This window comes from Aeromicrobium sp. (assembly GCF_047607065.1).
Classification (GTDB): Bacteria; Actinomycetota; Actinomycetes; order Propionibacteriales; family Nocardioidaceae; genus Aeromicrobium.
Window position 1 is genome coordinate 13,792 of record NZ_JASGDU010000023.1, and the last position, 21,045, is coordinate 34,836.

Genomic DNA, 21,045 nt, shown 5'->3' on the forward strand with positions numbered 1-21,045 from the left:
TGCGGCATGGGTGACTTCCCGCGTCCGCTCGTATCCGGGCCGCAGTTCTTCGAGGAGATCCCTGGAGTGCCGGACCCTGCGGAGGCTTCCGCCGCCGGGCACCGGGTGGCCCAGATCCTCGTGCGCGGCACCCGGCCGGACCGCAGCGGCATCGTCGAACGAGTCGTCCACCTCGTCGACACCGAAGGCCTGGGCACCCTGGCCGATCTGTGGTCGACGGCCCCGGCCGACAGCGTGGCGGGCTGCCTGTGGCGCCTGTACCTGCTGCACACGTGGGTTCACCGCCATCCGGGCGATGCCGCCCGCGAATATGCCGCCGGCCTGGCACACGCATCGGTGCAGAACGTCGTCGCCGGGGTGGCCGCGCCGCCGACGCCCGACGACGTCGTGACCTTGGTGGACGCGGTACTCCGCGGCATCGTGCAATCGGACTTCGATGTCATCTTGGACCGGGCGAGCGCCTTCGCCCACGTCGCCGCCGTCGGGCGCGGCCAGCTCGACAGCGGCGATCCACACAGCGCGGCGCGACTGCTCGACCTGGCACAGCAGCTGCGACACGCGGCCGCCCTGGAACGCACCGGCGACCTGCTCTGACCGGCGGCGGGTCTTCCAAGCCCCGATGGGCGGGCTACGTCACCCTCGCTCGGGTAGGCTTTTCACGCGCCGGACCGCGGTAGCCCCGGGTCCCACAACACGCCGCTACGAGCGGCCACGCGCCGTGAGGCGCTCCCGGTCCGGCGCACCCACTCCGCTCACTGAGCCACGGGTGTAGCGTCGGCTCGTGCACATCGTCATTATGGGGTGCGGCCGAGTCGGTTCCTCGCTGGCTCGCAGCCTCGAAGAGCGCGGCCATTCGACCTCGATCATCGACTCCGACGCCGACGCTTTCCGCCGTCTGGGACCCACATACGCCGGCTTGACCGTGACTGGCGTGGGCTTCGACCAGGATGTCCTGCGGCGGGCCGGCATCGAGAGCGCCGACGCCTTCGCGGCGGTCTCCAGCGGAGACAACTCCAACATCATCTCCGCGCGCGTGGCCCGCGAATTATTCGGCGTGCCCAATGTCGTCGCCCGCATCTACGACGCAGGACGCGCCGAGGTCTACGAGCGGCTCGGCATACCGACGGTCGCCACGGTCCCGTGGGCCGCCGATCAGGTGCTGCGGCGTCTGCTGCCGGCCGGATCCGAACCGCAGTGGCGCGACCCGTCCGGCGAACTGCGGCTCGACAGCGTGTACGCGCCGGTCCCGTGGATCGGCCGGCCCATCGCCGACCTCGAAGAGGCCGCCGGCGTCCGGGTGGCGTTCGTGACCCGCCTGGGTAGCGGTGTCGTACCGCGCGCTCAGATGACCATCCAGGAGGGCGACTACCTCAGCGTGTTCATGCGTGACGACCACGCCGACGCTGCGCTTGCTGTCCTCGAATCCGGACCTCAGGAGCACTGATGCGTGTCGCCATCGCCGGCGCGGGAGCCGTCGGCCGTTCCGTGGCCACCGAGCTGATCGAGAACGGCCACGAAGTACTACTCATCGACAAGTCCCCGGCCTCGATCCGCTCCGATGCGGTACCCGGCGCACAATGGCTGCTCGCTGATGCATGCGAGTTGTCCTCCCTGGAGGAGGCGCGCTTGGAGACCTGCGATGTGATGATCTCGGCGACCGGTGACGACAAGGCCAATCTGGTCATCTCGCTGCTGGCCAAGACCGAGTTCGCCGTGCCGCGGACCGTCGGGCGGGTCAACCATCCCTCGAACGAGTGGTTGTTCGGCGAACCGTGGGGGGTGGATGTCGCGGTGTCCACGCCCCGTCTGATGGCCGCACTCGTCGAGGAGGCGGTGGCCGTCGGCGATCTCGTGCGGCTCTTCACCTTCCGGCAGAGCAACACCAACCTCGTGGAGTTGACGATGCCGGTGGACTCGCCGCTGGTGGGGGCGCGCATCGGCGGGGTCGCCTGGCCCGGCGATGTGCTGCTCGTGGCGATCCTGCGCGACAACACCATCATGACCCCCGACCCAGACCGGGCGCTGGAGGCCGGCGACGAGCTGTTGTTCGTCACCCAGACCGACGCCGAGGCCGCACTCAAGGCCCTCCTCGCCCCCGTCCGCCCCTGAGCAAATCTCTGAGAACGTCCGCTGGCAGGTGAACCCCGGTCCCTGAGGTGCGAGCTTGCGAGCCTCGAAGGGACCGACCATCGCAGGCTTCGAGGCTCACTCGTTCCTCGCGGGTCCTGAGGTGCGAGGAACTTGCGACGAGCCTCGAAGGGCGCACCTCAGCCGGCGGGACCTACTGGCGGAACTTCTCACTCCTGGGGTGCCAGCGGGGTCGCGTTACGGCTCAGCACCCACGCCATCGCCAGGAAAGACGCCACCTGCAACGGCCATCCCATGACAATCTTTGCCGTCCCCAGCAGCGCGACCTCGTCGGCGGCGTAGAGCGGATACTGCACCAGCACCCGCAGCAGGCACGGCAGCACGAGCAGCCAGGTCAGACGCGAGCACAAGGTGACCAGGCCCCGGTCGCGGTGCCATCCAGTCGGGTCGCCACTGAGGCTGCCCACGAGAAAGCCGACCAGCGGCCAGCCGATGAGGATCGTCACGACGAGTACCACCGCGTAGCCGCCGTTGTAGAGGATGCCCGGCAAGAAAAGGTCGCGCGCCTCGCCCGAGCGAGAGGCGAACAGCGCCCCGATGCCGATGACGAACAGCGCGTTCACGACGAACTGCGGCGTGCTGCGCTGCACGAGGCGCACCACCAGCAGCACCGCCGCGACGCCGACGGCGACGATCACTGAGCGGCGCAGGTTCTCGGTCGTCGTCCAGGCCACGAGGAAGGCGATACTGGGCACCGCACTCTCGACCACGCCGCGCAGCCCCCCGAACGCCTCGGACAGTTGCTGGCGCACCAACTGCTCGACCGTCGCCACACTGGCCGGGGCGCCGTCGGCCCCTGGCGGTGCCGCTCCCTCAGGCATCGAGTTCATAGGCCGGGTTGTAGATGATCTTGCGGCCCGCCTGCGAACCGAGCCGCCCACGCGCGGTCAGCGACCGTCCCGGCGCGATCCCGGTGATACGGCGCTGACCCAGCCAGATCAACGTGACCGTATCCGAACCGTCGTCGATATCGGCCTCCAGCACCGTGACACCGTCGACGGGACGCTGGGTCACCGAGCGCAGAACCCCGTGGATCGCCACGCGATCCCGCTCAACCGTGTCGGCGATGTGGCAGCAGTCCGCACGGGTCGCCTCCTGTCGCAAACCCGCCGCATCGCGGTGCTCGGTCGTGAAGCGCTCCAGCGCGCGGCTGACGAATCCGGCCATGAGGCGATCCTACGAGTCCTGCTGCGGCACGGAGACCGGCAGCGTCAGCAGGAGGGGTTCGGCGGCGCGGCGCGCCTCGGGACCGCGCACAACAACGAGGTCACGGAAGACGCCCATGAGGTCGCCGTCGTCACGCGGCTCTGCGGCGACGGCACCCAGCAGCGTGCCGCGAACGGTCCAGCGGGGGCCGTCGTAGCCGACCACCCGATTGGGCTGGACCAGCGTGCGTCCGTCGGGGGCCTCGACCGGCATCTGGCAGCGCACCTCCCGGCCGAACGGCCCGTCGACCTCCTCGGCCTGCCCGCCGCTGTCACGCGCCTCGCGGATGACGTCGGCGCGCAGCTGGTCCCAGACTCCCCTATCGCGCGGCGCGGCGAAAACCCGCAACAGCAGCGCCCCCTCGGGGCCGCGCACGAGCACCACCGGCACCTGGCCGTCGACGGCGGTCGAGGGCCGTTGCACCGCATAGCCCTCGGGGACGCTGAAGCGCAGCGCGCCGAGGTCCACCCGGTCGCCGAGTTCGGGACGCTCGGAGACGTCCCAGGGTCCGTGCTCGCGCTCCGGCGGCCCGGTCACCTCCGGGGCCGTCCCGCCCGCTGCCTGCGCCCGGCCGCGCCGGGGCTGGAAGAACGCCATGTCAACCTTCCTGCCGATTCAAACTCGCGTGACCACCGGTCGAGCCGTAGCCGCCCGCGCCGCGCACACTGGGTTCCAGCGCGTCGACCACGACGAACTCGGCCCGCTCGACCCGCTGCACCACCAGTTGCGCGATCCGGTCGCCCGCAGTGACCGTGAACGCCTCACGGGGATCGTGGTTGACGAGCACGACCTTGATCTCGCCGCGATATCCGGCGTCGATGGTGCCCGGAGCGTTGACGATGGAGACGCCGTGGCGCAGCGCCAGCCCCGACCGGGGATGGACGAAGGCGGCGTAGCCCTCCGGCAAGGCGATAGCGATGCCGGTCGGCACCAGGGCGCGTTCGCCCGGCTCGATGACCACGTTGACGGTGCTGACCAGATCTGCTCCTGCGTCGCCCGGCTGCGCATAGCGGGGCACCGGTGCGGCCTCGTGCAGGCGCGTCAAGGCGATCTCGACCATGCCCCGACCCTAGACCGTCGCACCCGAACCGCAGGTGCCAGACTGGGCCGGTGGGCTATCGAGAACGGCTGACCGCACCGGTGTCGTGGTGGATCGGCGCAATCGGTTTCGCCTTGACTTGCGGCTGGCTCGTGTACGTGGCGACCACACCGGCCATCGCACTGGTCACCATCGCCCTCGCTGCGGCGGCCGCTTTCACCCTGGTCTGGTCCTATGGCGCGATCGGCGTCGGCGTCGACGGCGAACTGCGCGCCGGCCCGGCCCATCTGGAGCCGGAGTACATCGGTGCCGTCGAGGTCCTCGATCCGCGCGCCTACCGCGATGCCCTCGGTCCCCGGGCCGACGTCCGCGCCTGGATCGCCACGCGGCCGTGGATCGAGACCGGCGTCAAGGTCACGGTGGCCGACGACCGTGATCCACACCCGTACTGGCTCGTCGGCACACGCCGTCCTGAGCGCCTCGCCGAGGCCATCGAGGCCGTGCGGCAGACTGGACTACGGACGGCGTCCGGTGATCGGACGCACGAGAAGGGAGCCTGAGCGTGGCGAAGCGACGCAAGCGTCAGCGCAAGACCGAGGCCGAGGCGACCGCTTCCGGTGCCGCCAAGTCCAAGCGCGGCGGCAAGGCCGCCTGGAAGCTCATGGACAAGTCGACGACGATGGCCGCCGGCATCGTGGCACCCGTGGTCGCGGCTGGCGGCTGGCGGCTGGTGACCGGCAAGCGTCCTCCGGCGGCCGCCGACAACCCCGAGATCGACACCCGCGAGGCGATCTTGTGGGCGCTGGTCGGCGGGGCGCTCGTCGAGGCCGTCAAGGTCGCGGTGCGCCGGCGCACCGCGCAGTACTGGGTGGACTCCACCGGGGCGCTCCCGCCGGGCATGAAGACGCTCGTCGACTCCGGCGATCAGCAGCAGACCCCCTCGGCCTGACGCGCACGTCTCATTTCCAGGCCAGAGCAGCACTCGGTCATTGAGGTGCGAGCGCAGCACACCGGGTCCTGAGGTGGCGCGAGGAGCGAGCGCCCTCGGAGGGCGAAATGACCCACCTGCGGCAGGCTTCGCCCTTCGAGGCTCGGCCGCGAGCGGCCTCACACCTCAGGGACCAGCCAACGGCACGCAACCCGAATAAATCAGCACTTCCCTAACTGGAGGATCCCCCTCAGTAGGCGCAGTCGCGGCAGATGAGGCGGTTGTCCTTCTCCTCGGCGAGCTGGCTGCGGTGGTGTACCAGGAAGCACGAGGAGCAGGTGAACTCGTCGGACTGCTTCGGCACGACCTGAACGGCCAGTTCCTCGTGCGAGAGGTCGGCACCGGGAAGCTCGAAGGACTCGGCCGCCTCCACCTCGTCCTCGTCGACCTTGCCCGAGTTCTTCTCGTGGCGGCGCGCCTTCAACTCCTCGATGGAGTCTTCGGACTGCTCCTCCTCGGTCTTGCGGGGAGCGTCGTAATCGGTCGCCATGGATTCCCTCCAGCGTCAGTCGTACCCGGTCGTGTGGGCTGTCGTGTGACGGAAGCGGCCACACGCCCCAGGGTGAGGGGTCGAGCAACCGGCCGGGTGATTCTTGCACACTCGGTCAACCGGACACGTCAGAACCCACAAGCGCGCACAAGGGAGAAATATTCCGCCGCGATATCGCGGTGCGCCGCCGCGACAAGCCGGCGGCCGTCGGCGTCCTGCGAGACGTCGAGCGCGCAGTCGGCCTCGGTGGCGATGAGGCCCGCTGCGGCGTCGTCCCACGGCTGCAGCCCGCGCTCGACGTAGGCGTCGACGGTGCCTTCGGCCACCGCGCACAGGTCGAGGGCAGCGGCCCCGATCCGCCGGATGTCGCGGACCTGCGGCAGCAGCAGCGCCACGGCCTCGCCCTGCGCCGCCCGCACCTGCGGGTCGTAGCCGAATCCGGTCGCCACCAGCAGCCGGTCGAGCGACGGCGGCGGCACGGGGGCCTGGATGCGCCGCCGCACACCGTCCAGCCGCCACGCGCCCCGGCCGCGCTCCGCCCCCCATTCGCGCCCGTCGGCGACATTGGTGACGAAACCCACGGCGACGCCCTCGGCATCCCTCGCAGCGACGGACACCGCGTAGGCGGGGATCCCGTACATGAAGTTGACCGTGCCGTCGATGGGATCGACGATCCACTCGACGCCGCTCGTCCCGGCGCTGCTCGGGCCGCGCTCCTCGCCCCAGAAGGCGTCCTCGGGGCGCTCGCGGGCGATGAGAGAACGGATGAGGTCCTCACTCGCCCGGTCGATCTCGGTCACCGGATCGGTCTGCGAAGACTTGACCGCCGCCGCGGCCACCCGGCCAACCGGCGGGCGGCGGTCACGCACGAGTGCGGCCGCTTCGCGCCCGACGGCGACCGCGAGGTCGAACAGCTCGAGTCCCTCCACGCTAGGCCAGCGCCTCTCGCGGGATCACTGCTGCGGGATTGAGGCAGCAGTCCTGCGCGCAGCGATCCGGCGCGGCGGGCAGTCGGCCGACGACCGGGCGCTCCGGGTTCTGCCCCCGCTCGGCGGCGGCTCGCTCGATCACCAGATCGTTGACCATCGCCGCGAAGGCCGGGGAGGTGCCGGGCGTGTCCACGCGCACGAACCGCATCCCGAGGCGCTGCGCGGTCGCCGCCGCCTCGGTGTCGAGGTCGTACACGACCTCCATGTGATCGGACACGAAGCCGATGGGCACCACCGCGACCGAGGTCACCCCGTCGCCGTGCAGTTTCTCCAGGTGGTCGTTGACGTCCGGTTCGAGCCACGACACGTGCGGCGGACCCGACCGCGAGCAGTAGGCCAGGTCGCTGTCGGCATGACCGGCGGCCTCGGTCAACAGCCGGGCCACCTCCTCGTGCTGGCGCACGTAAGCACCGGCACCCGGCCCGCCGCTGGCGGTATTCATCGCCTCGGGGATCGAATGGGTGACGAACACCAGCCGGGTCTCGGCGGGGGCAGCGGCCAGCGCCCGGTCGAGCGCCGCAGCGAAGGAGCCGACGAAGGCCGGATGGTTGAAGTAGTGCCGCAGGCGGTACAGGCGCACATCGAGACCCCGCGCCGCCTCGGCCAGGTCCTCGCGGTACTGACGGCATCCCGAATAGGAGTCGTAGGCGCTGGTCACGAAGACCGCGATGTCGCGGTGCCCGTCGGCGACCATGCGCTCGAGGGTCTCGCGCACGAAGGGATTCCAGTTCCGATTGCCCCAGTAGACCGGCAAGGCGATGCCCCGCGCGGCCAGATCTGCCTCGACATCGGCGATGAGGGCACGGTTCGCGTCGTTGATCGGCGAGCGCCCGCCGAAGCCGAAGTAATGCTCGCCGACTTCGACCAGGCGCTCGCGCGGGATGTTCTTGCCGCGGGTCACATTTTCCAGGAACGGCACAACGTCCTCGGGCCGTTCCGGCCCCCCGAAGGACAGCAGCAGCAGGGCATCAAAAGACACGTCGGCCATGCCGTCATCGTGTCACGCGGACGCCGCCGGTCCCGGCGCGGCTCCGTTCGGGCGGCGTCGGGCTTCGACCCGACCCCGATCCGGACTAGGGTGGACATCGCCATGACCGACGCCCCGTCCTCGCTGCCCGAACGCGCCGTCGCTGTAGCGCGCTCGTGGGTCACCGATTCAGCCCGCCAGCGATCCTCGACGCCCGAGGCCCGGCGGCTCGCCGCGCTGCTGGCCGACCCCGAGGGCCTGGAGTTCACCATCGACTTCGTCGACCGGGTGATCCGTCCCGAGGACCCCCGTGTGGCGGCCTCTCACCTGCGCCGGCTGGCCCGCCGCACACCGGCTTTTCTCTCGCTCCGCCAGCGGTGGGCGATCCGTTGGGGCGCGCGCCTGTCGTCGATGGCTCCGGGCTTCGTCGTGCGCCGCGCCCAACGCACGCTGCGCTCGCTCGTCGGTCACCTGCTCGCCGACGCGAGTCCCGATGCCCTGACCACGACGCTCGACCGACTGCGGCGAACCGGCCACCGGCCGAACGTCAGCCTGCTGGGCGAGGCCGTGCTCGGGCAGGCCGAGGCCGACCGTCACCGCGACGCGGTCATCGCCCTGATCCAGCGGCCCGACATCGACCGGATCTCGGTCAAGTTGTCCTCCATCACGCCGCGCCGCCCGCTGTGGGACCTCGACCGCCGCGCCGCTGAGGCGGCGGACCGGCTCCGCCCGGTCCTGGCCGCCGCGCGAGCCGCACAGCCTGTCGTCCTCGTCACGCTCGACGTGGAGGAGTACCACGACCTCGACTGGACCGTCGAAGCGTTCCTGCGGGCTGCGGCCGGTTTCCCCGACCTGCCGGTCGGCATCGCCCTGCAGGCGTATCTGCCCGATGCCGCCGCGATCTACGAACGCCTGCACGCCTGGGCGGCCCGGCGGCGCACCGACGGCGGCGAGCCGATCACCGTGCGCCTGGTCAAGGGGGCCAACGTCGCCGCCGAGCGGGTCGACGCCGAACTGCACGGCTGGCCAGTGGCAACCTGGGACTCCAAGGTCGCCACCGATGCCGCCTACAAGCGACTGGTCCTCACCGCGCTCGATCCGGCCCGGCTCGATGCCGTGCGCGTGGGCGTGGCGAGTCACAATCCGTTCGACCTCGCCTGGGTCTGGCTGCTGGCGCAGGATCGGGTCGTCACCGATGCCGTCTGGGCCGAGATGCTGCTGGGCATGGAATCGGCCGGGCCGTTGCCTGCGGCCACCGGCACCACCGGCCCGGTGGTGCTCTACACGCCGGTCGTGGCACCGGACTCCTTCGACTCCGCCCTGGCCTATCTCGTGCGCCGACTCCAGGAGAATGCCGCACCTGACAACGTCATGTCGACCATCTTCGACCTGGCCGACCCGGAGGTCTTCGAACGCGAGGCCGACCGCTTCCTGGCGTCGTTCGCCGTCTTGGACACCCTCGACCTCGCGGCCCGGCGCACCCAGGACCGGCGTCACGAGGTCACCGACGCGGCAACCGAGAAGACCTCCTTCGCCAACACCCCCGACACCGATCCGGCCCTGGCGGGCAATCGCGCGTGGGCGCTGGAACAGCTCGATCGCGCCGCCTACACGACTCTCGGCACGTCGACCGTCGCCGAGACGCGCATCCACGGCCCTGCCGGGCTGGAGACCGTCGTGCGGCAGACCCATGCTGCCGCCGGTCGATGGCAGGCCCGTGACGCCCAGGTCCGCAGTTGGCTGCTACATCAGGCCGGGCACACTCTGGCTCATCGCCGTGGCGATCTCGTATCGATCATGGCCGCCGAGGCCGGAAAGACCTTCGATCAAGCCGACACCGAGGTCAGCGAAGCCATCGACTTCGCCCACTACTACGCCGAATCGCTGCTGCGCCTCGAGGCCATTGACGGTGCCGCCTTCGTCGCCGACACCCTCACCGTGGTTGCCCCTCCGTGGAACTTCCCGGTGGCCATCGCCGCCGGCTCCGTCCTTGCCGCGCTCGCCTCTGGCAGTGCGGTCCTGCTCAAGCCCGCTCCTCAGACGCCGCGCTGTGCGGCCGTGGTTGCCGAGGCGTTGTGGGAGGCCGGCATCCCGCGTGACGTGCTGCGACTGGTCTCGATGCCCGACGGCCCCCTGAGCAAGGCGCTCATCTGCCATCCCGACGTGGACCGCGTCATGCTCACCGGGTCCTGGGAGACCGCAGCACTCTTCCGCTCCTGGCGGCCCGACCTCGACCTACGCGCCGAGACCAGCGGCAAGAACGCCTTGGTCATCACGCCGAGCGCCGACCTCGACCAGGCCGTCGCCGACCTCGTCTCCAGCGCCTTCGGGCACGCGGGCCAGAAGTGCTCGGCGGCGAGCCTCGGGATCCTCGTCGGATCGGTCGGCGCATCCGAGCGCTTCCGGCGGCAGTTGCTCGACGCGACCGCCTCCCTGCGGGTGGGCGCTGCCACCGACCCGCAGGCACAGATGGGTCCGCTCATCGAGGCTCCCGGCGAGAAGCTATTCGACGGCTTGACCCGACTCGACGAGGGCGAGCACTGGCTGCTCGAACCGCAGCGCCTCGACGAGACCGGACGCCTCTGGTCGCCCGGAATCCGCGAGGGAATCCAGCCGGGCAGCGCCTTCCATCGCACCGAGTACTTCGGCCCGGTGCTCGGTCTCATGCACGCCCCCGACCTCGACACGGCCATCGCCTGGCAGAACGACACCGACTTCGGCCTGACCGCCGGGCTGCACTCCCTCGACCCCGAGGAAGTACGCACCTGGATCGACCGGGTCGAGGCGGGCAACCTCTACGTCAACCGGGCGACGACCGGTGCCATCGTGCAGCGTCAGCCCTTCGGCGGCCTGAAGCGCTCCGTCGTCGGTCCGGGGGCCAAGGCCGGCGGACCCAACCACCTGGTCCAGCTGGGGCATTGGCAGCCTCGGCCCTTCCTGCGAGGCGCGCCCGATGTCGAGCCGGACATCGCCGTCCAGGCACTCCTGCAGCATTGTCTGTCGATCCTCAACTCCGCCGACATCGATTGGCTCGACGCCGCCGCCCGCTCCGACGAGTTGGCCTGGCGGCGCGAGTACGGCCGCGCTAAGGACGTCAGCCGTCTGCGGGCTGAGCGCAATGTGCTGCGTTACCTGCCGACACCGGTCGTCGCCCGGTTGGAGGACGCTGCCCCGCGCGATGTCGTCCGGCTGGTACTGACGGCCACGCGGGTCGGCGCGCCGCTGGTGGTCAGCACGACGATGCGGCTGGCCATCCCCGGTGTCGAGATCCACATGGAGGATCACGGCACCTGGCTCGACCGTCTCGACCGCACCCGGCCGGCACGGGTGCGACTGGTGTCCTCCTCGCTCCGCGATGCAGCCCAGACGATCGGCGGCGATCCCGATGTCGCGTTCTACGACGGACCGGTGACGCAGTCCGGCCGCCTCGAACTGCTGCCCTTCTTACGCGAGCAGTCCGTCACCCTCACCCACCATCGCTGGGGGCAGCCCCTCAGCAGCGACTGGTCCACCCTGCTCCCCCGCCGTTCCCCCTGATGCGCGCTCTCGGAGATTTCGCCAGCGCGATGCAGTGATTCTGCGGATAGGTCCGCTGGCTGAGGTGCGCCCTTCGAGGCTCGTCGCAAGCTCCTCGCACCTCAGGACCCGCGAGGAACGAGCGAGCCGGGTCCTGAGGTGCCCCGAGGAACGAACGGCCTCGAAGGGCGAAGCCTGCTGTGGATGGGTCATTTCGAGGTGTGCTGCGCTCGCACTTCGATGACCGAGTTCCGACTATCTGCGGGATCTATCCGTGCACGCTCTTCAGTTCTCTCTCGGCGCGTCGTCACCAAATCCTTGGGCGCAGTTGTGAGAATGAGGCGACAGCCAAGGAGGCCTGAACATGCGTGAACTCGGTCCGGACCGACTGAGCGAGGACGGCAGTTTCCTCATCGCTCGGGATGCGGTCTCCGGTGACGAGTTCTCCGTCCGGATCGACGACACCGTGCAACGGTTGATCGCTCTGTCCGAACAGCGCCGCAGGCCGGTCCTCACGCGCAAAGGGAAGACGATGGACATTTCGCTGAGTCCACGAGAGATTCAAGCCCGCATCCGGCGTGGCGAGACAGTCTCCGAGGTCGCCGATGCTGCGGGGGCATCACCTGAACAGATCTCCGGTTTCGCCGCGCCTGTGCTGGCCGAACGCACCTACATGGCCGAACAGGCCCGCGAGACGCCTCTGCGCCGCAAGCACGTCAGCGGCACACCCGTCGCTCTCGGGGAGTTGATCGACGAGAACCTGGCCCAGGCCGGCGTCATCGTCAACGACGCGGCCTGGGACGCCTGGCGCCGCGAGGACGGACGCTGGGCGGTGATCGTCACACCGGAGGGCCATAAGTCCGCGCACTTCATCTTCGATGTCAAGAGTCGCTACGTGCTTCCCGCCGACGAGGTCGCCCACGATCTGGTGGGGGACATCGCTCATCCCGACGAGCCGCAGTTCGACATGGCGCTGGCCGATGCCGTCGCGTCCTCGGAGGAGGGCGACCTTCCGCCGGTCGACCTCCCGCAGAGCCACGAGGAGACGGCCCACGCGAGAGTCGCCTCGCTGAAGGAGGCCCGCGACCGTCGCGCCCAGGGGCAGCTCGGCCAAGGTCTGGCCTCGACAGCCGGGCAGTACACCATCGACGGGCAATTGGACTTCGAGGACCTCGATCTCGATCACCTCGGCCACGGCACGGCGCGCGGCATCACGCCCGAGACGACGCGCGTGGCCCGCAAGCAGGAACGTCGCCGGGTGCCGAGCTGGGACGAGATCATGTTCGGCGGCCGCGACGCCTGAGCGCAGGCAACACCCGCGCCCTGAGGTGCGAGCGCAGCACACCTCAGCCAGCGGCTACCCGCGCGCGTTCTCAGTCCGCGAAGGGCAGGACGTCGGGTGACAGGGCCGAAGCCTGCGCGACAGCTGCGGTCATCCTGCGGCGGTGGTGGCGACGGCACAGCACCTCATAGCCCACCTGCGGCGCCGCCCGGTCCGGATCCTCGATGTCGCCGACCACGATCACCTCGCCCTCGGTGACCATCTCCCCGTTCTCGGTGCGCGCATTGTGGGTGGCGCGCTCGCCGCACCAGCACAGCGTCTCGACCTGCAGCGTCAACATGCGGTCGGCCAGTTCCACCAGCCGGGCCGACCCCTCGAACAGGCACGTACGGAAGTCGGTGAGGATGCCGAAGCAGAACACGTCGATGTCGAGTTCGTCGGCGATCTTGGCGAGCGTGTCGATCTGGTGCGTCGTGTAGAACTGCGCCTCGTCGGCGACGATGTAGTCGATCCGCTCGGCATGGGTCAGTTCGTGGACGACATAGCCCCAGAAGTCGAAGTCCGGGTCGACCTCGATGGCGGCCACCGACAGCCCGAGCCGGCTGGAGACGATGCCCTCCCCCGCCCGGTCGCGTGAGGTGAAGACCCGGCCGCGACGCCCGCGGGCGCGGTGGTTGTGGTCCACCTGCAGCGCGAGCGTGCTCTTGCCCGAGTCCATCGTCCCGGAGTAGTAGATGAGGTCGGCCATCGCTAAGCCACCAGCACCGGGATGCGCGTCTCGACGTCGCTGGTCGATCCGTGGAAGCCGATCATGCCCATCTCGCGCGCGAACTCCCGCGAGGAGAACACCGCGAAGTCGCCGAGCGCGGCGACGACCACGTCACCGAAGCGGCTCGCCACCGAGGTGTCGAGCGGGCCGAACCAGTCCTCGCATTCGGCGCGCAGCCGTACTTCGACGCGCTCGGGTCCCAGCTCCTCGCGCCAGCACTGCGCGATCTCGCCTGCGGCACCGGGCCGGGCGTAGAGGTGTCGGAAACGCGCCTCACCGGCCAGCAGCTCGACGCCGTCCAGCAGATGCGGGTGCTCATCGACGTCGAAACGGCCCTCCGGTGCCAGGTCGATCATGCCGTGGTCAGCCGTGACGATCAGCCGGATGTCGTCGGGCAGATCGCCACGCAGCCGAGCGAGGTCGCCGTCGATACGCCGCAACTCCTCGCGCCACTCGGCACTGCCGCAGCCGAGTTTGTGTCCGGTGTGATCGAGATTCGACTCGTAGGCGTAGATCGCCGGCCGCCCGTCGGCTTCGGCCAGATCGAGCAGGACGTCGTGACGCTCCCAGGCCGACGACACCCCGTGGAAGGGGATGCCGCGCTGAGTACACAGGGTCAGAGCCGATCCGGCGAACCGCGCCTCGTTGACCGTGGCGGCGGCGATGCCGTGCTCCTGGGCGAGGCGTTCCAGCACCGTCGGATTCGCCTGCCAGCGCAGCGGGTCGACCGGGCGGTCCCACGCGATCGAGTTCAGCCGCTCGCCCGTCTCGGGAACCCGGACGGTGTACCCCGCGACGCCGTGCTGCCCGGGCCGCAGCCCCGTGCCGAGCGAAGTCAGGCTGGTCACTGTGGTCGACGGCAGGTTGCTCCGGATCCCCTCGACGGCGTCTAGCCGCGACAGGAACGGCGTCTCGGCCTCGTGGTCGCGCAGGTTGAGCAGACCCATCCCGTCAACGAGGAAGACCACGTAGCCGCGAGCCTCGGGAAGTCCGAGGCGGTCGGTGTATCCCTCCACCCCCAGGGCCGCGGCCACGGAGGGCCAGATGTCGTGGATGCGCGGTGACGGCGCGGCCATGTCAGCGGTGCCCGCGGGGCGCGGGGCCGGTCGAGGTCGCGGCGGACAGGTGCCGGGCGAACTCGAGCAGATGCTCGACCGCGTGGCCTCCGTCGCCGGCGGCCGCCAGCCGCAGCGAGAAGTCGTCGCTGCTGACCGAGCCGGTGTACCCATGATCGGCCTCGCACTGGGGGTCGTCGCAACGGGCCGGCTCCAGATCGAGGCGAGCCACGGCACCCCAGCCGATCGTCAACACCGCCTCCTCCAGGGCACCGGTGGTCGATACGATGCGGGTGACCACGACCGAGGAGATCCGCTCCAGGCCCACGGCCTCGGAGGTCGTCGAGGTGTAGGGCCGCGGGACGAGATCGTCGGGCGGATGCTCGTCGGTGTGCAGCAGCACGATCCGGCTCGTCGTCAGCACCAGCACCGTCATGTGGCGGCGGATCTCGTCTCGGTCGAAGGTCGGCTCGTGATGCGCGACGAACGCGGCGACCTGCTCGCCGGCCAGCGCGTCGCGCAGTCCCTCGGCGACGATATCGGGGTAGTAGCCGCTGTGCGAGATCGCGGCGTAGAGGTCCGTGGAGCGGTCGTGGGCCATCACGCCAGCGTATCGCCCATCTCGCCGGTCGGATTCAACCGGCGCGTGTACCACTCGCCACGCCGATCCTGGGTGGGCACGACCTTGGCGCGGGCGCTGAGCACGGTCAGGCCGTCGGGACGCACCATGACCGGTTCGAGGTCGAGTTCGGCGATCTCGGGCAGGTCGTCCTTCAGCGCCGCGACCCGCAGGAGCAGGTCGTGAATGCTCGGCACGTCGACCGGCTCGGAGCCGCGATAGCCGAACAGCAGCGGAGCGGCACGCAGATCGGTCACCATCGTCTCGACGTCGACGTTCGTCAGCGGCGGGATGCCGTAGGTGCGGTCGCCGAGCAGTTCGCTGGAGGCCCCCGACAACCCGAAGGACACCAGCGGCCCGAACAGGCCGTCCTCGGTGGCACTGATCGTCAGCGGCACGCCGTCGGCGGCCGTGCGCTGCACGTAGAAGCGGGTGTCGGCGCGCACACCCGCCCAGCGCGACATCGCCTCCCATGCACCGCGCATGTCGTCGGCCGAGTGGATCTCGCGCCACACGTGCGCCAGGTCCGGGCGCGCCCGCAGGTGCTCGCTACCGGCCTTGAGAACGACGTCCCAGCCCAGCTCCTCACCGGCCGCAATGGCTTCGGTGACGGTGTGGACGTTGATCCAGGTCCACAGGTCGATGCCGTAGCAGGCCAGCACCGCATGGGCCTGCTCGGTCGAGAGCACCGCGCCGCGCGGGGCCAACTGAAGCACCTCGTCGATGATCGACCGGGCGTCGTCGGCACGAACCTCACCGAGGTGCGCGAACTCGCCGTGATCGCGCGAGGCCCATTCGGCGTAGTTGACCACCCGTGCCAGCGCGCGCACTGCAGACTCGGGCGCGGCATACGAGGGCACCGAGCCTCGGCCGGCCGATCCTCCGGCAACGTCGGGCACGCGCAGTAGCTCCGGCACCCCCTCACTGCCGAGGAAGGTCGACACGATGGGCTTGTCGGACTGCTCGCCGATGGCCGCCAGCACGTTGGCGACCTCCTCGCCGGTGGTGTTGAGCGGCGGGATGTAGACCACCACGAGCGCATCGACGAGCGGGTTGACCAGGACGTTCTCGATGGCCGCCTCGAAGTCGTCGGCATCGGCGGTGGCACCCAGGCCGATGGGCTTGAGGACCTCCAGGCCTGCCGCAGCGCCGGCGTCGGCCACGAGCAGGGCCATCGCGTCGGAGTTGCCGACGATGGCAATGCGGTTGCCGCGCGGCAAGGGCTGGTGGGCGAGCACCTGGGCGACGTCGAACATCTCATCGAGAGTGTCGACCTGGATCACCCCGGCTTGGCGGAACATGGCGTCTACCGCCGCCTGGGGTGCCTGGCTGCGCCGGACGGTGTGGCCGACAGGCACTCCCTGGGTGGAGCGGCCCGACTTCACCGCGACGATGGGTTTGGTCGTGGCCACCCGGCGGGCGATGCGCGAGAACTTGCGCGGGTTACCGATGGACTCCAGGTACAGCAGCACGACCTCGGTCGCGTCGTCCTCCTGCCAGTACTGCAGCAGATCGTTGCCGGACACGTCGGCGCGGTTGCCGGCCGAGACGAAGGTCGACAGGCCCAGACCCCGGCGAGAGACCGATTCGAGGATCGCGGTGCCGAGCGCGCCGGACTGGCAGAAGAAACCGACGCGGCCCTGGGGCGGTATCGCCGGCGACAGCGAAGCGTTCAGCTGCACCTGCGGATCGGTGTTGATGACGCCGAGGCAGTTCGGCCCGATCAGCCGTAGGCCGTACGAGCGGCACAACCCCAGCAAGGCGCGCTGGCGTTTGCGTCCTTCCCTGCCCTCCTCGGCAAATCCTGCGGAGATGACGATCAGCCCGTGGACGCCCTTGGCGGCGCAGTCCAGCACGACGTCGGTGACCGAATCGGCGGGCACGGCCACGATGGCCAGGTCGACCTCGGCGGGGATGTCCTGCACGGTCGGGTAGGCCGGCAGGCCGGAGACGGCCTCGGCACTGCTGTTGACCGCGTACACCGAGCCGGAGTAGTCGCCGAGCACGAGGTTGCGGACCATCGCCTGCCCGATGGAGTCCTGGCGGCGGCTGGCGCCGACGACCGCGATGCTGCGCGCGGAGAAGATCCGGGAGATGGAGGCCGCCTCGGCGCGCTGTTCCCGCGAGCGCATGACGCCGACGGCGGTGTCGGTGGCGTCGAGCGGGAAGGTGAGCTGCTGGACGCCGTCGGCCAGCTCGGCCGACAGCGAGTAGCCCATCTCGCGGAAGACCTGGAGCATGCGGGAGTTCGCGGGAAGCACCTCGGCGTGGAAGCGTTCGAGTCCGCGCTCGCGGCCGGCCTGGGCGAGGTGTTCCAGCAGCAGCTGCCCGATCCCGCGTCCCTGGTGGGCGTCTTCGACGAGGAAGGCGACCTCGGCCTCGGCGTCGCTCGTCGCGTCGTAACGGCCGACGGCGATGATCTGCTCGTTGAGGGTGACGACGAAGGCGACCCGCCGGTCGTAGTCGACCTCGGTGAAGCGCCGCACGTCGCGCGCCGACAGCGTCGGGTAGGGGGCGAAGAAGCGGTAGTACTTCGACTCGTCGGAGACCCGGCCGTAGAAGGCGACGAAATCCTCGGCGTCCTCGGGGACGATGGGGCGCAGTTGCGCGACCCGCCCATCGCGCAACAGGACGTCGGCCTCCCACTCGGGAACGGGGTGGAGCGGGTCCACGGTGTCGAGGTCGTCGGTCACGCGAACCAATCTACTGCCGGAGGAAGGGACGGCGTGCCGGTCGTGGGTTGTCAGTGCCGACCGCCACAATGGGAGGTCGGTCGCCGCACTCGGCGGAACCCGACCGGAAAGGACGGCATGGCGCGCACGAAGGCCCGCACCGAGGTCGATGACGACTTCACCGAACACATCGTCGACACCGACATCGGCGACGAGATGCGGTCGAGTTACCTGGAGTACTCCTACTCGGTCATCTACTCGCGCGCGCTGCCCGACGCCCGCGACGGACTCAAGCCGGTCCAGCGCCGCATCCTGTACATGATGGACGACATGGGGCTGCGGCACGACCGCGGTCACGTGAAGTCCGCGCGCCCCGTCGGCGACGTCATGGGCCGGCTGCACCCGCACGGCGACGGCGCGATCTACGACGCCCTCGTGCGGCTCGTCCAACCCTGGTCGATGCGCCTGCCACTGGTCGACGGACACGGCAACTTCGGCTCCCCGGACGATCCGCCCGCCGCGATGCGCTACACCGAATGCCGCATGGACGCCGCCGCCGAAGCGATGACGGCCACGCTCGACGAGGACACCGTCGACTTCCGGCCCAACTACGACGGCCGCGAGAGCGAGCCGGTCGTCCTGCCGGCCGCGCTGCCGAACCTCCTGGTCAACGGCGCATCGGGCATCGCCGTCGGCATGGCCACCAACATCGCGCCGCACAACCTCGTGGAGGTCGTCCAGGCGTGCCGCCACCTCATCGCACACCCCGAAGCGGGCCTGGACGACCTCATGCGCTTCGTGCCCGGGCCGGACCTGCCCACCGGCGGCAAGATCGTCGGCCTCGACGGCATCCGCGACGCCTACGCCACCGGCAACGGCTCGTTCAAGATGCGCGCGAGCACCCGCATCGAGCAGGTCGGCCGCCGCAAGGCCATCGTCGTCACGGAACTGCCCTACAACGTCGGCCCGGAAAAACTCATCGAGTCGATCAAGAAGCTCGTCCAGAGCAAGAAGCTGCAGGGCATCGCCGACCTGAAGAACCTCAGTGACCGGCACTCCGGGCTGGAGATCGTCATCGAGATCAAGAACGGCTTCGTGCCGGAGGTGATCCTCGAACAGCTGTACAAATCGACGCCGCTGGAGACCTCCTTCGGCATCAACGCCGTCGCCCTGGTCGACGGCCAGCCGCGCACGCTCGGGCTGAAGGACATGCTGGCGGTCTACCTCGGGCACCGTTACGAGGTCGTGCGGCGGCGTACCGGCTTCCGCCGCCGCAAGGCCGCCGAACGCCTGCACCTGCTGGAAGGACTCCTGCTCGCGCTGGTCGACATCGACGAGGTCATCCAGGTCATCCGCAGCAGCGAGAACCGCGGCGAAGCCCGGATGCGGCTCATGTCGGTCTTCGACCTGTCGACCGAGCAGGCCGAGTACATCCTCAACCTCACGCTCGGGCGGCTGACGAAGTACGACCGGATTGCGGTCGAGAACGAGATCGCCGAACTGCGCCGCACCATCGCCGAGCTCGACGCGATCCTCGCCGACGAGACACTGCTGCGCGGGGTCGTCGGCGACGAGCTGGCCGACATGGCCCGCCAGTTCGGCACTCCGCGCCGCACCATCTTGCTGGAGTCGGCCGGCCAGGCCGTCACCGCGACCGCCTCGGCGGAGGTCGCCGACGAGCCGTGCTGGGCGCTGCTGTCGGCCACCGGACTACTCGCGCGCACCACCGACGACGCCGCCTGGCAGGCTCCCGGCTCGCGCGCCGCGCACGATGTCGTCCTCGCCGCAGTCCGCACCACCACCCGCAGTCACGTCGGGCTGGTCACCGCCGACGGCGTCGTCCACCGGCTGTCGGTCCTCGACCTGCCGGCCCTGCCCGCCACGGCCTCGGCACCCTCGCTGCAGGGCGGGGTACCGGTCGGCGAACTGGTCCCCGGCGAGGCCGGACCAGTCACGCTGATGACCTTCGGCGACGACCAGCCGGGCCTGGCCCTCGGCACCCGTCAGGGCGTCGTCAAACGGGTCAAGCCCGATCACCTCAAGGGCCGTGACGAGTGGGAGGTCGTCAGCCTGGCCGACGGCGACTCCGTGGTCGGTGCCGTGGACCTGGCGAGCGGTACCGAGCACCTGGCGTTCGTCACCTCCGACGCCCAGCTCCTGCACTTCCCGGCCGAGGCGGTGCGTCCCCAGGGCCGCAGCGGCGGAGGCGTCGCCGGCATCAAGCTGGGTGCGGGGGCCGCGGTCATCGCCTTCGGCGCGGTCCGCGACCCAGCGGGTGCCCACGTGGTCACGGTCGCGGGCAGCGCCGACGCCCTGCCCGGCACCCAGACCGGATCGGCCAAAGTCACGCCCTTCGCGGCCTATCCCGCCAAGGGCCGCGCCACCGGCGGCGTCCGCTGCCAGCGCCTGCTCAAGGGAGAGGACGCCCTCGTACTGGCATGGGTCGGCGACGGCGAGCCGATGGCGTGCGCCGCGAGCGGTTCGCCGGTCCCCCTGCCGGAGGTCGACGAACGGCGTGACGGGTCGGGCAGCCCGCTGGATCAGCCGGTGCTCGCCGTCGCCGGGCCGGCCGGTGCGCTCCTGCGCGTGCCAGACTGAGTTCGTGCGCACCTTCCGAATCCCTCTCCTCGTCGTCGCGGTCACCGTGTTCGCGCTGACCGCGTGCAGCGGCCAGACGAAGACCGACCTCGATCCGGGCAACGCGGCCAAGCGCCTCGACGCCGCCGCCGAGGTGCTGGCGCAGGCCGAACGCCTCGACTTCTCGCTCACCGTCGACGGCAGCCTGCCCAAGGGGGTCGACGGCCTGGAGTCGGCGACCGGCTTCGGCAACCGTACGCCCGCCTTCGACGGCGAGGTGAAGATCGCCAACGGCTCCAGCAGCCTGAGCGCCGACGTGATCTCCGTCGACGGACAGGTGTGGGCCAAGCTGGGCTTCTCGCCGAGCTATTTCACGATCGATCCCGGCGAGTACGGTGCCCCCGATCCGGCCGCGCTCATCGGCAAGCCGGGCGAGGGGGTAGCCGCGCTGCTGTCGCGGATCGAGGTCGGCGAGGTCACCGAGGAGCGCGACGGCAAGGACGTGCTGACGACGATCACCGGTACGGTCGCCGGGACGCTGATCGCGGAGTTGATCCCCTCGGCCGACGCCGATGCCGACTACGACGTCACGGTGCGGCTCACCGAAGACGACGAGGTCCACGACGTCACGCTGACCGGCAGTTTCTATCCGGGCCAAGACGACGTCACCTACATCGTCACGGTCCTGGCGTCGTCGGAGTCCGCGACGATCACCGCCCCCTGACCCG

Annotated in this window: 20 protein-coding genes; 9 read left to right on the forward strand and 11 right to left on the reverse strand. The window is 70.1% G+C overall.

Annotation, left to right across the window (positions count from 1 at the left end; genetic code table 11):
• Positions 1-6 precede the first annotated feature (6 nt).
• From QM597_RS03160 to QM597_RS03170, 3 genes are all read left to right on the forward strand, one after another.
• A complete protein-coding gene (locus QM597_RS03160; protein ID WP_415003419.1) occupies positions 7-594 on the forward strand; it encodes a hypothetical protein in 588 nt (195 codons plus the stop codon).
• 187 nt (positions 595-781) lie between these two features.
• Positions 782-1,444, forward strand: a complete 663-nt coding sequence (locus QM597_RS03165; RefSeq protein ID WP_415003420.1) for a potassium channel family protein — start codon at positions 782-784, stop codon at positions 1,442-1,444.
• Complete coding sequence (locus QM597_RS03170; protein WP_415003421.1) at positions 1,444-2,109, forward strand: potassium channel family protein; 666 nt, start codon at positions 1,444-1,446, stop codon at positions 2,107-2,109. Before QM597_RS03165 ends, QM597_RS03170 begins: the two co-directional genes overlap by 1 nt.
• A gap of 188 nt (positions 2,110-2,297) precedes the next feature.
• Here QM597_RS03170 and QM597_RS03175 read toward each other — a convergent pair whose 3' ends face one another.
• The 4 genes from QM597_RS03175 to dut are packed head-to-tail and all read right to left on the reverse strand — an operon-like array spanning position 2,298 to position 4,414.
• Entirely contained in the window at positions 2,298-2,978 is a 681-nt protein-coding gene (locus QM597_RS03175) for a DUF3159 domain-containing protein (RefSeq protein ID WP_415003422.1), read from the reverse strand.
• Entirely contained in the window at positions 2,962-3,315 is a 354-nt protein-coding gene (locus tag QM597_RS03180) for an OB-fold nucleic acid binding domain-containing protein (RefSeq protein ID WP_415003423.1), read from the reverse strand. Before QM597_RS03180 ends, QM597_RS03175 begins: the two co-directional genes overlap by 17 nt.
• Before the next feature lie 9 nt (positions 3,316-3,324).
• Positions 3,325-3,951, reverse strand: coding sequence for a DUF3710 domain-containing protein (locus QM597_RS03185; RefSeq protein ID WP_415003424.1), 627 nt, complete (start codon positions 3,949-3,951; stop codon positions 3,325-3,327).
• A 1-nt stretch (position 3,952) separates the two neighbouring features.
• Positions 3,953-4,414 (reverse strand): dUTP diphosphatase, encoded by a 462-nt coding sequence (gene dut / locus QM597_RS03190; RefSeq protein ID WP_415003425.1) that lies wholly within the window; start codon positions 4,412-4,414, stop codon positions 3,953-3,955.
• 50 nt (positions 4,415-4,464) lie between these two features.
• Between dut and QM597_RS03195 the strand changes: the two genes are divergently transcribed.
• Positions 4,465-4,953 carry a DUF3093 domain-containing protein gene (locus tag QM597_RS03195; RefSeq protein WP_415003426.1) on the forward strand — a complete coding sequence of 163 codons (489 nt, stop codon included), beginning with the start codon at positions 4,465-4,467 and terminating at the stop codon, positions 4,951-4,953.
• A 2-nt stretch (positions 4,954-4,955) separates the two neighbouring features.
• Complete coding sequence (locus QM597_RS03200) at positions 4,956-5,342, forward strand: DUF4235 domain-containing protein (RefSeq protein ID WP_415003427.1); 387 nt, start codon at positions 4,956-4,958, stop codon at positions 5,340-5,342.
• A 229-nt stretch (positions 5,343-5,571) separates the two neighbouring features.
• Here the strand turns inward: QM597_RS03200 and QM597_RS03205 are convergent, their stop codons facing one another.
• From QM597_RS03205 to QM597_RS03215, 3 genes are all read right to left on the reverse strand, one after another.
• Complete coding sequence (locus tag QM597_RS03205) at positions 5,572-5,871, reverse strand: DUF4193 domain-containing protein (protein ID WP_415003428.1); 300 nt, start codon at positions 5,869-5,871, stop codon at positions 5,572-5,574.
• Between the two features lie 128 nt (positions 5,872-5,999).
• Complete coding sequence (locus QM597_RS03210; protein ID WP_415003429.1) at positions 6,000-6,800, reverse strand: inositol monophosphatase family protein; 801 nt, start codon at positions 6,798-6,800, stop codon at positions 6,000-6,002.
• 1 nt (position 6,801) lies between these two features.
• Complete coding sequence (locus QM597_RS03215; protein ID WP_415003430.1) at positions 6,802-7,848, reverse strand: ferrochelatase; 1,047 nt, start codon at positions 7,846-7,848, stop codon at positions 6,802-6,804.
• Between the two features lie 102 nt (positions 7,849-7,950).
• Here QM597_RS03215 and QM597_RS03220 point away from each other — a divergent pair, with 102 nt between their 5' ends.
• Entirely contained in the window at positions 7,951-11,364 is a 3,414-nt protein-coding gene (locus QM597_RS03220; RefSeq protein ID WP_415003431.1) for a proline dehydrogenase family protein, read from the forward strand.
• A 343-nt stretch (positions 11,365-11,707) separates the two neighbouring features.
• Positions 11,708-12,646: a septation protein SepH gene (gene sepH / locus QM597_RS03225; RefSeq protein ID WP_415003432.1), complete on the forward strand. Its 939-nt coding sequence runs from the start codon at positions 11,708-11,710 to the stop codon at positions 12,644-12,646.
• Positions 12,647-12,716: 70 nt separating this feature from the next.
• Here the strand turns inward: sepH and QM597_RS03230 are convergent, their stop codons facing one another.
• From QM597_RS03230 to QM597_RS03245, 4 genes are read right to left on the reverse strand one after another with little or no spacing between them, the layout of a single operon-like run.
• Positions 12,717-13,373: a thymidine kinase gene (locus QM597_RS03230; RefSeq protein ID WP_415003433.1), complete on the reverse strand. Its 657-nt coding sequence runs from the start codon at positions 13,371-13,373 to the stop codon at positions 12,717-12,719.
• A 2-nt stretch (positions 13,374-13,375) separates the two neighbouring features.
• On the reverse strand, positions 13,376-14,470 hold the full coding sequence (locus QM597_RS03235; protein WP_415003434.1) for an alkaline phosphatase family protein: 1,095 nt from the start codon (positions 14,468-14,470) through the stop codon (positions 13,376-13,378).
• A gap of 1 nt (position 14,471) precedes the next feature.
• Positions 14,472-15,050: a DUF5998 family protein gene (locus QM597_RS03240; protein WP_415003435.1), complete on the reverse strand. Its 579-nt coding sequence runs from the start codon at positions 15,048-15,050 to the stop codon at positions 14,472-14,474.
• A complete protein-coding gene (locus QM597_RS03245) occupies positions 15,050-17,761 on the reverse strand; it encodes a GNAT family N-acetyltransferase (RefSeq protein ID WP_415003436.1) in 2,712 nt (903 codons plus the stop codon). Before QM597_RS03245 ends, QM597_RS03240 begins: the two co-directional genes overlap by 1 nt.
• Before the next feature lie 117 nt (positions 17,762-17,878).
• Between QM597_RS03245 and QM597_RS03250 the strand changes: the two genes are divergently transcribed.
• Both QM597_RS03250 and QM597_RS03255 read left to right on the forward strand, forming a co-directional pair.
• The gene (locus QM597_RS03250) at positions 17,879-20,338 is read left to right on the forward strand and encodes a DNA gyrase/topoisomerase IV subunit A (protein WP_415003437.1); all 2,460 of its coding nucleotides are present in this window, start codon (positions 17,879-17,881) and stop codon (positions 20,336-20,338) included.
• 4 nt (positions 20,339-20,342) lie between these two features.
• Positions 20,343-21,041, forward strand: coding sequence for an LppX_LprAFG lipoprotein (locus QM597_RS03255; protein WP_415003438.1), 699 nt, complete (start codon positions 20,343-20,345; stop codon positions 21,039-21,041).
• Positions 21,042-21,045 lie beyond the last annotated feature (4 nt).